This window comes from Aidingimonas lacisalsi (assembly GCF_008079445.1).
Classification (GTDB): Bacteria; Pseudomonadota; Gammaproteobacteria; order Pseudomonadales; family Halomonadaceae; genus Aidingimonas; species Aidingimonas lacisalsi.
The window spans coordinates 154,976-167,970 of sequence record NZ_VRYH01000003.1; the positions used below are offsets into that span (position 1 = coordinate 154,976).

10 protein-coding genes and 3 tRNA genes are annotated in these 12,995 nt (G+C 58.6%); 11 read left to right on the forward strand and 2 right to left on the reverse strand.

Going from position 1 to position 12,995, the window contains the following annotated elements; translation table 11 throughout:
- The first annotated feature begins 11 nt into the window (after window positions 1–11).
- The 8 genes from recA to FVV99_RS06940 all read left to right on the forward strand — a co-directional run bounded on the left by recA (window position 12) and on the right by FVV99_RS06940 (window position 6,505).
- The gene (gene recA, locus FVV99_RS06905; protein ID WP_148253335.1) at window positions 12–1,094 is read left to right on the forward strand and encodes a recombinase RecA; all 1,083 of its coding nucleotides are present in this window, start codon (window positions 12–14) and stop codon (window positions 1,092–1,094) included.
- Window positions 1,095–1,133: 39 nt separating this feature from the next.
- A complete protein-coding gene (locus FVV99_RS06910; protein ID WP_148253336.1) occupies window positions 1,134–1,607 on the forward strand; it encodes a regulatory protein RecX in 474 nt (157 codons plus the stop codon).
- A gap of 105 nt (window positions 1,608–1,712) precedes the next feature.
- A complete protein-coding gene (gene alaS, locus FVV99_RS06915) occupies window positions 1,713–4,322 on the forward strand; it encodes an alanine--tRNA ligase (RefSeq protein ID WP_148253337.1) in 2,610 nt (869 codons plus the stop codon).
- A gap of 85 nt (window positions 4,323–4,407) precedes the next feature.
- Window positions 4,408–5,658 (forward strand): aspartate kinase, encoded by a 1,251-nt coding sequence (locus tag FVV99_RS06920; RefSeq protein WP_148253338.1) that lies wholly within the window; start codon window positions 4,408–4,410, stop codon window positions 5,656–5,658.
- A 204-nt stretch (window positions 5,659–5,862) separates the two neighbouring features.
- The gene (gene csrA / locus FVV99_RS06925) at window positions 5,863–6,057 is read left to right on the forward strand and encodes a carbon storage regulator CsrA (RefSeq protein ID WP_148253339.1); all 195 of its coding nucleotides are present in this window, start codon (window positions 5,863–5,865) and stop codon (window positions 6,055–6,057) included.
- Window positions 6,058–6,134: 77 nt separating this feature from the next.
- Window positions 6,135–6,227: transfer RNA gene (locus FVV99_RS06930), tRNA-Ser, on the forward strand.
- Between the two features lie 44 nt (window positions 6,228–6,271).
- Window positions 6,272–6,348, forward strand: a tRNA-Arg gene (locus tag FVV99_RS06935).
- Between the two features lie 80 nt (window positions 6,349–6,428).
- A tRNA-Arg gene (locus FVV99_RS06940) sits at window positions 6,429–6,505 on the forward strand.
- A 112-nt stretch (window positions 6,506–6,617) separates the two neighbouring features.
- On the opposite strand, the gene FVV99_RS06945 is transcribed toward FVV99_RS06940, so the two are convergent.
- Window positions 6,618–7,571, reverse strand: coding sequence for a tRNA dihydrouridine synthase (locus tag FVV99_RS06945; protein ID WP_148253340.1), 954 nt, complete (start codon window positions 7,569–7,571; stop codon window positions 6,618–6,620).
- A 224-nt stretch (window positions 7,572–7,795) separates the two neighbouring features.
- Between FVV99_RS06945 and FVV99_RS06950 the strand changes: the two genes are divergently transcribed.
- The 3 genes from FVV99_RS06950 to FVV99_RS06960 all read left to right on the forward strand — a co-directional run bounded on the left by FVV99_RS06950 (window position 7,796) and on the right by FVV99_RS06960 (window position 11,298).
- Entirely contained in the window at window positions 7,796–8,041 is a 246-nt protein-coding gene (locus FVV99_RS06950; RefSeq protein ID WP_148253341.1) for an OadG family protein, read from the forward strand.
- A gap of 91 nt (window positions 8,042–8,132) precedes the next feature.
- A complete protein-coding gene (gene oadA, locus FVV99_RS06955) occupies window positions 8,133–9,965 on the forward strand; it encodes a sodium-extruding oxaloacetate decarboxylase subunit alpha (RefSeq protein ID WP_148253342.1) in 1,833 nt (610 codons plus the stop codon).
- 10 nt (window positions 9,966–9,975) lie between these two features.
- Window positions 9,976–11,298: a sodium ion-translocating decarboxylase subunit beta gene (locus FVV99_RS06960; RefSeq protein ID WP_148253343.1), complete on the forward strand. Its 1,323-nt coding sequence runs from the start codon at window positions 9,976–9,978 to the stop codon at window positions 11,296–11,298.
- A gap of 60 nt (window positions 11,299–11,358) precedes the next feature.
- Here the strand turns inward: FVV99_RS06960 and FVV99_RS06965 are convergent, their stop codons facing one another.
- A complete protein-coding gene (locus FVV99_RS06965; RefSeq protein WP_148253344.1) occupies window positions 11,359–12,966 on the reverse strand; it encodes a gamma-glutamyltransferase family protein in 1,608 nt (535 codons plus the stop codon).
- Between the last annotated feature and the right edge of the window lie 29 nt (window positions 12,967–12,995).

Below are 12,995 nucleotides of genomic sequence, written 5' to 3' on the forward strand. Positions count from 1 at the left end.
GGAGGCCATGCATGGCACAGGACGACAACCGTTCCAAGGCGCTGAACGCTGCCCTTTCTCAAATCGAGCGCCAGTTCGGCAAAGGGACCGTGATGCGTCTGGGCGATGCGCCACGGGTGACGATGCCTTCGGTATCCACCGGCTCTCTGGGACTGGATATCTCCCTAGGGATCGGTGGACTGCCGTTCGGCCGGGTGGTGGAGGTGTTCGGGCCTGAATCTTCGGGCAAGACGACACTGACGCTGTCGGTGATAGCCGAAGCGCAGAAGCAGGACAAGACATGTGCCTTCATCGACGCCGAACACGCTCTGGACCCGAATTATGCCGAAAAACTCGGGGTCAACCTGGATGATTTGCTGGTCTCGCAGCCGGATACCGGTGAGCAAGCGCTGGAAATCTGCGACATGCTGGTTCGCTCCGGCGGTGTCGACGTGATCATTATCGACTCGGTGGCCGCGCTGACGCCACGTGCCGAGATTGAAGGCGAAATGGGGGACTCTCATGTCGGTTTACAGGCACGACTGATGTCGCAGGCACTGCGCAAGATTACCGGAAACATGAAAACGGCCAACTGCATGGTGGTCTTCATCAATCAGATCCGCATGAAGATCGGTGTCATGTTCGGCAGCCCCGAAACCACCACCGGTGGTAACGCACTCAAATTCTATTCCAGTGTGCGTCTGGATATCCGTCGTACCGGCTCGGTCAAGCAGGGCGATGAAGTGATCGGTAACGAGACCCGAGTCAAGGTCGTCAAGAACAAGGTGGCGCCGCCGTTTCGCCAGGCCGAGTTCCAGATACTCTACGGCAAGGGGATCTACCATGCCGGAGAGGTGGTCGACTTGGGAGTCCAATGCAATCTGATCGACAAGGCGGGTGCCTGGTATAGCTACAAAGGCAGCAAGATCGGTCAGGGCAAGGCCAATGCGGCGCAACACCTCGAAGACAACCCCGCCACCATGGAGGAGATCGAGTCGCAGATACGAGCTCAACTACTGGCATTGTCCGAGCCGGATAAGGCGGAGTCGGACAAGGAGGGGAGCGAGTCGGATGAGGCTGTAGCGACGGACGATGAACGTAACGAATTGCTGTAACACGTCGACAGCATCCGACGGATGAGTGAGAGCCAAGCCATGACGAGGACGACGGAGGTTGCCGATTCAGCGTCACCGCGGGATGATGCTATCCGGCTGCTGGCACGCCGGGAGTATGCCCGTGCCGAGCTGGAGTCGCGTCTCTCCACGAAGGGGCATGCGCCCCAGGCGATTGCCGAATGCCTGGATGCCCTGGCTGAAGAAGGCCTTCAATCGGATCGACGGTTCGCCGAACATTTCGTGCGATCCCGTCTCATGCGTGGCCAGGGGCCGGTCAAGATTCATGCCGACGTCAGTCAGCGTGGCGTTCCCAGGGAGTGGGCCGATGAGGCGTTGGCCGACGCTGATGTCGACTGGTATCAACTGGCATGCGAGGCGCTGGCCAAGCGTTTTTCCGAGCCTGGCGAGCGACCGAGAGACCGGGCGCGCCGCGAACGCTTTCTCGCTGGTCGAGGGTTTGATTTCGCACACGTCCGCTATGCATTGTCGCATGCCTGGGACGATGAACGGTGATACCAACACCGACCATTGACCAGCGCTGAAAGTTACCCCTTGTCTGCGTTATACTGATGGCTTTGCATGGCCTTGGGCCGCTTCGCTTATCGCCACGGATTCATTATGAAAAGCGCAGATATTAGACAGGCCTTCCTGACATACTTCGAAGAGCAGGGGCACACCATCATACCGTCGAGTTCATTGGTGCCCGACAATGATCCCACGTTGTTGTTCACCAATGCGGGGATGGTGCCATTCAAGGATGTATTCCTGGGGCGCGATCCTCGTCCTTATGTACGGGCGACCTCGGCTCAGCGGTGCGTACGTGCCGGCGGCAAGCACAATGATCTCGATAATGTCGGCTATACCGCTCGTCACCACACCTTTTTCGAGATGCTGGGCAATTTCAGCTTCGGTGACTATTTCAAGCGCGAGGCGATTCGCTTCGCCTGGGAGTTCCTGACCGAGCGTCTAGGGCTGCCCGCCGATCAGCTGTGGGTAACCGTGCATGTCAGCGATGATGAGGCCGAGAAGATCTGGAAAGAAGATATCGGCGTCGATCCCGAGCGCTTTTCCAAGCTCGAAGACGACAACTTCTGGCAGATGGGGGATACCGGTCCTTGCGGCCCGTCGTCGGAAATCTTCTTTGATCATGGTTCCGACGTCTGGGGAGGGCCTCCCGGTAGCCCCGAAGAGGATGGCGACCGCTACATCGAGATCTGGAATCTGGTCTTCATGCAATTCGATCGAGATGCACAAGGCACTTTGCATCCGCTGCCCAAGCCGTCGATCGATACCGGTATGGGGCTGGAGCGTGTGGCTGCAGTACTGCAGGGAGTGCACTCCAACTACGAAATCGACCTGTTCCAGAACCTCCTGCAGGCGGCATCCGCAGTAACCGGGCATACCGATATCCTGTCGCCGTCACTATGCGTGATTGCCGATCATATTCGCTCCTGCGCCTTCCTGATCGTTGATGATGTCCTGCCTTCGAACGAAGGGCGCGGATATGTGCTGCGGCGGATCATTCGACGCGCTGTACGCCATGGACATAAGCTGGGGGCGCAGGAACCCTTCTTTCATAAGCTCGTTGCGGCATTGGACGCCGAGATGGGAGATGCCTATCCCGAATTGCGTCAGGCTCGCGCTCGTATCGAGAGTGTGCTGGCCAAGGAAGAAGAACAGTTCGCACGAACACTCGATCATGGCATGGGGTTGCTCGAGACAGCCCTGAACGATCTCCAGAGCGATGTGCTGCCAGGGGAAACCGTATTCAAGCTTTATGACACCTATGGATTCCCGTTCGACCTGACGGCAGATGTCTGTCGCGAACGCGGTGTCACCCTCGATGAAGTCGGTTTTCAGCGTGAGCTGGAGGCTCAGCGAGAGCGTGCCCGTGCTGCCAGTCAGTTCGGTACCGACTACTCAGCGGCCATGGAGATCGAAGGCGAAACGGCGTTTACCGGTTACGACCAGTTGGAAGACAGCGCCGAGGTGGTAGCGCTACTCGACACTCAAGGCAATCCGGTCGATGCCCTTGCCGGCGATCAACGCGGCGTGGTGGTGCTCGACCGCACACCTTTCTACGGGGAGTCCGGCGGCCAGGTCGGCGATACTGGGTATCTGCATGCCGAGGGAGGACGGTTTCAGGTCACCGATACGCACAAGCAGGGAGGCCACCATCTACACCATGGCGTGATGGTCTCAGGGCATATGAAGGCCGGTGCGAGTGTGACGCCACGAGTCGATGCGGCCTTGCGTGCGGCCACCATGCGAAACCATTCGGCAACCCACCTGCTCCATAAAGCGTTACGCATGGTGTTGGGGGATCACGTACAGCAGAAGGGATCGTTGGTTAGTGCCGAGCGCTTGCGTTTCGATTTCAGCCATTTCGAGGCGATGACGCCCGAGCAGTTGTCCGAGGTCGAAGCCATCGTGAATGCGCAGATCCTGGAAAATGCGCCGACTCGTATTGAGCACATGAGCCTCGATGAAGCCAAGGCCAAGGGGGCGGCAGCGCTATTCGAGGCCAAATACGCCGACAATGTGCGTGTATTGACCATCGGGGCAGATGATTTTTCCATCGAGCTGTGTGGCGGGACTCACGTGGCGCGCAGCGGCGATATCGGTTGTTTTCATGTCATTGCCGAAACAGGGATTGCCGCTGGCGTACGTCGAATCGAGGCGATCACGGGAGAGAGCGCACTGGACTATTTCCGTGAGCAGGAAGCGCGAGTGATGCGTATTGGTGAGCGTGTCAAGGCCAAACCGGAGCAGGTGGAAAGTCGCGTCGAATCGCTCATCGAGCGCAATCGTAGCCTGGAAAAGGAACTCGAGCGTTTGAAAGCCAAGCTGGCCAGTGCCGCCGGCAGCGACATGGTGGACGAGGCCCATGACGTCGCTGGCGTCAAGCTCCTTGCCAAGCAGCTCGACGGTGTCTCTGGCAAGGAGCTGCGAGGCGTGCTCGACCAGCTCAAGCAGAAGCTGGGTTCCGGTGTCATTGTCTTGGGTGTTGCCGACCGCGAGGCGGGCAAGGTTAGTTTGATTGCCGGCGTGACCGATGATCTTACCGGCCAGCTCAAGGCCGGTGAGTTGGTCAACCATGTAGCCGCCCAGGTCGGCGGTAAAGGTGGCGGTCGCCCGGATATGGCTCAAGCCGGCGGCAGTGACCCTGGCGCGCTTCCCCAGGCGTTGGCGAGCGTACCGACCTGGGTCGAGGCACAACTCATTTGAGTCGATGTGGTCGGGGCGATCCCGACCCGAGTTTTCTCATTCACCCGTTCGGCAGCATGTCGAATGTAACCAGGGTAAGCTGTCTATGGCGCTATATGTACAAAAATTTGGCGGAACCTCGGTAGGCTCCGTCGAACGCATCAAGGCCGTGGCGGAGAGGGTCAAGCGGTTCCGTGACGAGGGCCATCAGGTCGTGGTGGTGGTTTCGGCAATGAGCGGTGAAACCAACCGTTTGATCGATCTGGCCAGTCAAATTAACGACGAACCGACGCCGAGAGAGATGGACATGCTGGTGTCCACCGGAGAGCAGGTCACCAGTTCGCTACTGGCCATGGCGCTACACCGGTTGGGCGTGGCGGCGACGTCCTATACGGGAGGGCAGGTCGGTATACAGACCGACAGCGCTCATACCAAGGCCCGTATCCAGCGTATCGAGACCGAAGAATTGCGTGCCGACCTGGATGATGGGCAGGTTGTCGTCGTCGCCGGTTTCCAGGGGGTCGATGACGAAGGCAATATCACGACGCTCGGGCGTGGCGGCTCCGACACCACTGGGGTGGCGTTGGCAGCAGCCCTGGGGGCGGATGAGTGCCAGATCTATACTGATGTCGATGGCGTCTATACAACCGATCCGCGGGTCTGTTCACGGGCGCAGCGTCTTGAAGCGATCACCGTTGAAGAGATGCTCGAGTTGGCGAGCCTGGGCTCGAAGGTGTTGCAGATACGCGCCGTGGAATTCGCCGGCAAATACAATGTCGCGTTGCGTGTACTTTCCAGTTTCGAAGATGGCCCCGGCACCTTGATCGTTGCTGATTCAGATGAAGAAGAGGACTCCATGGAAGAACCGCTGATCTCCGGTATCGCCTTTACCGATAAAGAGGCCAAACTCACGCTGCTCAATACGCCGGATGTACCGGGTGTCGCATCACGCATTCTGGGCCCTATCGCCGATGCCAACATCGAAGTCGACATGATCGTACAGAACGTGGCGCCAGTGGGGGATTACACCGACTTTACCTTTACCGTGGCCAAGAGCGATTACAAGCAGACCATGCAGATCCTCAAGGAGCAGGTGCTTCCGGACCTGGGTGGCGGCGAACTGCGAGGTGATGACAAGATAGCCAAAGTCTCGCTGGTGGGGGTCGGCATGCGTTCCCATGCCGGTGTAGCGTCACGGATGTTCCGAGCGTTGGCGGACGAGAACGTCAATATCCGCATGGTCTCGACATCGGAAATCAAAATCTCCGTCGTGATCGACGAAAAGCATATGGAACTGGCCGTGCGAGCACTGCATAAGGCCTTCGGTCTGGACAAGCAGGATATCGAGCCTGAGTGAATCCAGCACGCATGGACACGCTGATGGGGTCTACGCTAGAGGGAAGAGAGCATAACGGTGGTGTAGCGGCTTTCTTTCAACGTCGTTATCGGCTGATATTGTATTGAGGATTTGGCCGCAAGCGATGCATGGCGCATAATCGGCCGTCACACATCGCTTCTAGCCTAGGCATCCCGTTGGAACAGTCTGAGAAGGAGATCAGCTATGCTCATCCTGACCCGCCGTGTCGGCGAAACCTTGATGATCGGTGATGACATCACCGTGACCGTACTAGGGGTAAAAGGCAACCAGGTCCGTATCGGGGTTAATGCGCCCAAGGACGTTGCCGTTCATCGCGAAGAGATCTATCAACGCATACAGCGTGAACGGACCGATGATGACGATGACGTATTGTCCTGAATTCGCCCGACAAAAAGTTCGGTCGAGAGTTGGACAACGAACGGCATAAACGGTAAGATGCGCGCCGTGTTGATGAGGGAGAGATGGCCGAGTGGCTGAAGGCGCTCCCCTGCTAAGGGAGTATGGGGTTGATAGCCCCATCGAGGGTTCGAATCCCTCTCTCTCCGCCAATCCACGTCGATTGGCTGGCATCGATACACAAGAGATAAGGTTTGCGCCCGTAGCTCAGCTGGATAGAGTACCTGACTACGAATCAGGCGGTCGGAGGTTCGAATCCTCCCGGGCGCGCCATCTTTCCGAGCGGGCTCTGAGCCCCTCGCCTGCCTTGGGTCGAGTGATTTTCATCCTCGCATCAGGTGCGGATAACGTCAGCGCCCGTAGCTCAGCTGGATAGAGTACCTGACTACGAATCAGGCGGTCGGAGGTTCGAATCCTCCCGGGCGCGCCAAATTATGACCCGTCCTCCATGAGAGGGCGGGTTTTTCGTTTTGTTGCTCGCCGGGCCCGATCCTGCTGTCTGCCAATGGAATGATGCCGTCTGTCTCGGAGTCCGCGATCGTTTAGAGCGCCACACGTTGTTGTCGGCGCTCTTTTTTTAGTCCATCAAGAAATGCATCGAGTTGCGTTACACGACGAAGCGACATGAAACGATGCGCCGATTCGCTGTCGAGCGAACGCATGTGATTCAACCATTGTTTAAGCAGCGATACCACTATTCGTTCGGGAAGTATGCTACGCTGCAATGCGGCATAAGCGTTCAGAATGTTGGCTCGAGCCGACCATGGGGTAGGCGATAACTGTTCGCCGGTTTGTTGCCAGTGACGAATGCGGTACGCCAGCCACGGGTCTGCAAGCGCCCCGCGCCCTAGCATGACATCACGACATCCCGACAAGCTGCGTATACGCCAATAATCTTCAAGGCGCCAGATATCGCCATTGGCGATGACAGGAATGTCTAGATGGCGTCGCAGGCGATCGATCCATTCCCAATGTGCGGGTGGACGATAGCCTTCATCGCGGGTGCGCGCGTGGACCACGAGATGCTTTGCACCACCGTTTTCGGCCGCGCGTCCACAATCCAGAGCAAGACGGCGGTGGGAAAAGCCCAGGCGTATCTTGGCAGTTACCGGGCACGTGTCGCCGACCGCACGGTTGACTGCGGTGACGGTGCTCTCGACCCGAGAGGGATCACGCAAGAGGGAAGCGCCACCATCATGTCGGTTGACGGTCTTGGCGGGGCAGCCGAAATTGAGATCGATACTGGTGGCCCCGAGATCACAGGCCTGACGCGCATTCTCGGCGAGAGCGTGCGGATCGGAGCCGAGGAGCTGCAAGTGTACGGCGATGCCGCTAGGTGTCTTGGCCTGCTGTGTAGCGAGTTCGGGACAGTGTTTGAGAAAGACACGTGGAGGCAAACGATGATCTATCACACGTATGAATTCGGTCACGGTCCAGTCGAAGCCGGGACATTCAGTGAGTAGGGCGCGAGTATTGGCATCGATGACTCCTTCCATGGGTGCTAGGCCAACACGGCCTCGATGTAGTAAATTAACGACGTTTTGATCGGTCATGGAACTCTTCAACTCGCAGGGAGGCCATTGGTTTGGCACCATCAAGGGGTGACTCACCAATGTGCCATTGCATGACGTTCGGAAGCAGGCAGGTTATTGTACCAGTCGATGATGGCCTGTCGTGACATTATGACCGACCACTGATATCTGCCAAGGGAACGATTACCATGCAGGATCCACAACTGCTGCAGGAAGGTCTGAGCCTGATGGCCTTCGGTATGGGCTTCGTGTTCATCTTCCTGACCGTGCTGGTCGTGGCGACCACCTTGATGTCGGTGCTGATGGGTCGGTTGGCGCCGACACCAGCACCGGTCGATAGCGGCTCTCGAGCCGTGAAGCCATCCCAAGAACACGACGACGAATTGATGGCGGTGATCAGTGCCGCTCTGCATCGCTATCGCCGCCGCCGCTAGTTCGGTATAAGCCGCCATGCCGGCACATTGCCGAACGACTTCGCGGTCTCCTGTACAACTTCATGAGAATGATACACATAAGGACAAGGTCATGAGTGAGACCCAACGCCCGCTGGGCATCACCGACGTGGTGTTGCGTGATGCGCATCAGTCGCTGTTTGCCACTCGCATGCGCCTCGATGACATGCTGCCGATTGCCGAGAAACTCGACCGAGTCGGTTTCTGGTCGGTGGAATCCTGGGGAGGTGCGACGTTCGATGCTTGTATTCGGTATCTGGGAGAAGATCCCTGGGCGCGCATCAGAGCCCTGAAGGAAGCCATGCCGAATACTCGCCAACAGATGCTGTTGCGTGCCCAGAATTTGCTCGGATATCGGCATTACGCCGATGATGTCGTCGACAAGTTCGTTGAGCGCGCTCGTGTCAACGGGGTGGATGTGTTCCGCGTTTTCGACGCCATGAATGACCCACGCAACCTGGAACGGCCGATCAAGGCGGTTGTCGATCAGGGGGGACATGCCCAGGGGGCTATCTCTTATACCGTGAGTCCTGTCCATACCATCGACGGTTGGGTCGAGCTTGCCAAACGTATCGAGGACATGGGCGCTCACTCGGTGGCCATCAAGGACATGGCGGGCCTGCTGACACCCTATACCGCTTTCGAGCTGGTATCACGACTCAAGCAAGCGCTGTCGGTCCCCATTCACATGCAGAGTCACGCCACGACGGGGATGTCGACGGCAACCGCCGTCAAGGCCGTCGAGGCTGGTATCGACAATGTCGACACGGCGATATCCTCGATGTCGATGACTTATGGCCATAGTCCCACCGAGTCGCTCGTGGCGATCCTGAAAGAGACCGAACGCGATACTGGGCTCGATCTTGAGCAATTGGAAGATATCGCCGCGTATTTCCGTGAAGTCCGCAAGAAGTACGCAGACTTCGAAGGATCGTTGAAAGGCATCGATTCGCGCATTCTGGTTGCCCAGGTGCCGGGTGGCATGCTGACCAACATGGAAAATCAGCTCAAGGAGCAGGGTGCCGGTGACAAGCTCGACGACGTCCTGGTTGAAATCCCCAGAGTACGTGAAGATCTGGGATTCATTCCGCTGGTGACGCCGACATCGCAGATCGTCGGTACCCAGGCCGTAATGAATGTCATGATGGGAGAGCGCTACAAGTCGATCTCCAAGGAAGTCCAGGCACTGCTGAAAGGCGAGTACGGCGCGGCACCGGCTGCTTTCAATTCGGAACTCCAGCAGCGTGTGCTGGAGGGGAGCGAGCCGATAACCTGTCGTCCCGCCGATCGCCTGGAACCGGAAATGGATCGCTTGCGAGCGGCACTCAAAGAGAAGGCGAGCAACGAGAACATCCGTCTGGAGAGCGGTGAACGGGAAATCGACGATGTCTTGACCTATGCCCTGTTCCCGCAGATTGGCCTGAAATTCCTGCAGAACCGTGACAATCCCGATGCCTTCGAGCCGGCTCCACAGTCCCCTGTGGAGAATGCCCGGGACAGTCAGCCGCTGGCGAAGACGTCAACGACAATGCCCTCCGCTCCCGCGACTGGGTTGGAAACCTATACCATCACCGTCAATGGTAAGCAGTATGTGGTGGAGGTGGCCGAGGGAGGTCAAATCGACCAAGTGCAGGCCAAGGACAGCAGTCAGCCATCACCTACGACTGCCAGTGGGGAAAGCGCGCCTGTCGCTAGCGGCGAAGCGATTACTGCGCCGCTGGCCGGCAACATCTTCAAGGTGAACGTTTCTCCCGGGGACAGCGTAGCCGAGGGCGATGTCGTGATCATTCTCGAGGCCATGAAGATGGAAACCGAGGTGCGAGCCACCGGCGCCGGCACCGTGTCCGACATCAAGGTCAAGGAGGGCGACAGCGTCGCCGTCGGCGATACGCTGATCGTGCTTTAAGGACAGCCGCATGGAACATCTGCTAACACTCTGGTACGGCTCGGGACTCTATAATCTGGAATGGGGCCAGGCGGTAATGATCGTCATTGGCCTGGTCCTGCTGTACCTGGCGATCAACAAGAAATTCGAACCGTTGCTGCTGGTACCAATCGGGTTCGGCGGTATCCTGGCCAATATCCCCGAAGCGGGACTGGCACTGTCTGCCGCCGAACAGGCTGCGCATCTGGCGCGCCCTGAAGTGCTCGAGCAACTGGGCGGTGCGCTGGGAGTCAATCTTGAAGCCGGCGCCGGTGTCGAGACTTGGCGGCACACCATCACCGAGGCGCTACATAGTGATCTGTCGCCGGCGTTGCTGCGCGATGCCAATGACATGGCTCAGGATGCCGGTTTCGTTCATGGCATGCTGTATCAGTTCTATAGCGTTGCCATTGCTTCCGGTGTCGCCCCGCTGGTGATCTTCATGGGCGTCGGTGCCATGACGGACTTCGGGCCATTGCTGGCCAACCCTCGCACGCTGTTTCTCGGTGCGGCCGCCCAGTTCGGCATTTTTGCCACTCTGATGGGGGCGGTCGGTCTGTCGGCGATGGGCTGGATGGATTTCTCGCTCAATCAGGCAGCGGCTATCGGTATCATCGGTGGGGCAGACGGTCCGACCTCGATCTATGTATCGAGCATTCTCGCGCCAGAGTTGCTGGGGGCCATTGCCGTCGCCTCCTACTCCTACATGGCGCTGGTGCCGTTGATCCAGCCACCCATCATGAAAGCACTGACTTCCGCACGAGAACGACAGATCGTCATGACTCAATTGCGGCCGGTCTCCAAGCTGGAGAAAATCTGCTTCCCGCTGGTGCTGCTGATCCTGGTCGTTCTGTTCTTGCCGGATGCCGCTCCCTTGTTGGGCATGTTCTGCTTCGGCAATCTCATGCGTGAATGTGGCGTGGTCGAGCGGCTTTCCGATACCGCGCAGAATGCCCTGATCAATATCGTGACCATCTTCCTGGGATTATCGGTAGGCTCCAAGCTGGTCGCCGATCGTTTCCTGGCGCTGGAAACGCTGGGAATTCTCGGGCTGGGGATCGTTGCCTTCGGTATCGGAACGGCGTGCGGTATTCTCATGGCCAAAGTGATGAACAGTGTGAGTCGGATGCCCATCAATCCGCTGATCGGGTCGGCGGGGGTTTCCGCCGTTCCCATGGCGGCCAGGGTGTCCAACAAGGTGGGACTGGATTACAACCCACACAACTTCCTGTTGATGCATGCCATGGGCCCCAACGTGGCCGGGGTCATTGGATCGGCGGTGGCCGCCGGTGTGATGATCAAGTACTTGGGGTGAGCGAATGATGCGCGGCGCCATCGGGCGCCGCGTATCGTTTTCATGATCGCCTCGTGGCGATCACCACGGCACCGCGGCACCGTCGGTGCGTGGCTCCGTGCCAGCCGACAGAACCCCGGTGGCCGGATCGCGTCTGATGATCTGGCCGCGGCCGAAACTCAAGCCATCAACGCGCTTGACGATATGGTGACCTCGCCGTTGCAACGCTTGGGCAACGTGATCGGGGAAATGCGGCTCGACTTCCACGGTCGTGCCCTCGGTCCATTTCCAGCGGGGCAGGTCCAATGCTGCTTGTGGATTCAGGCCATCATCAAGCATGGCGCTGACGACTTGCACATGTCCCTGAGGTTGCATGAATCCCCCCATCACGCCGAAAGGGCCGATTGCCTCGTCGTTACGGGTGATGAAGCCGGGAATGATCGTGTGATAGGTCCGCTTGCCTGGTTCCAGGCAGTTGGCATGATCGGCATCCAGAGAGAAGGACCAGCCACGGTTCTGTAAGCTAATGCCCGTGCCGGGAACGACCACTCCCGAGCCGAAGCCTTTGAAGTTGCTCTGGATGAAGGACACCATGTTTCCGTCCTCATCCGCGGTAGCCAGGTAGACAGTACCTCCGGTAGCCGGACTGCCGGGTTCAGGGGTCCGCGCACGGTCGCCAATCAGCTCGGCACGTCGAGCGAGATACTCAGACGACAGCATTTGCTCGCTGCTGGGGCCCATGGAGTCACATTCGGTGATATAGCGTAGACCGTCTACATAGGCGAGCTTGGTGGCCTCTATGCGTTGATGTAATGTCTCGACTGTGTCGCGCCCCGGCTGCCCCAAGCATTCCAGCATGCCGAGTGCCTGCAGAGCGATCATGCCGCAACCGTTGGGTGGAATTTCCCAAATATCGCAGCCACGGAAGTGCGTGGCGATGGGGTCCACCCATTCGGGATGAAAGGCGGCTAGATCCTCTTTGCGCAGGAAGCCGCCATGTTTGCGGGAGAAGTCATCCATGCGCGTCGCCAGGTCCCCTTCGTAGAAGTCTCGCGCGTTACTGTCGGCGATAGCCTTCAGCGTACGGGCATGATCCGGTGCCTTCCATAGCTCGCCGGGGGTCGGCGCACGGCCGTTGGGAGCAAAGGTGTCGAACCAGGGAGCGAAGACAGCATCCTCATAGGCGCCGTACTCGTCGAATGCTTCTGCCCATAGCTGTTGAACCACGGGCGAGACCGGGAAACCTTGCTCGGCAATATCGATGGCAGGCGCCAGCAAATCGACAAATGGCAGCTTGCCGAATCGGTGGGATAGCGCTGCCCACGCTGCGGGCGCACCGGGTACCGTAACCGGCGTCAACCCATGAACCGGCATGCTGTCGAGGCCCTGTGCATGCACCGCTTGGCGGCTGATGCTGTTGGGAGCAGGGCCACTGGCGTTCAAACCGTGGAGTGTGCCATCCATCCACACGATGGCGAAGGCATCGCTGCCAATACCGTTGGAGGTTGGCTCAACCACGGTCAGGGCTGCCGCAGTGGCAATGGCGGCATCGACGGCATTACCCCCTTGTGTGAGTATGTCCCGGCCGATCTGGGCGGCCAGCGTTTGCGACGTAGCCACCATCCCGCGTTGGCCATAGGTCATCATGCGCCGGGAAGGGCTGGGATAATAATGTGCATCGAATGGCATCAGGAATCTCCTCAAGTGATGCGGCTGGC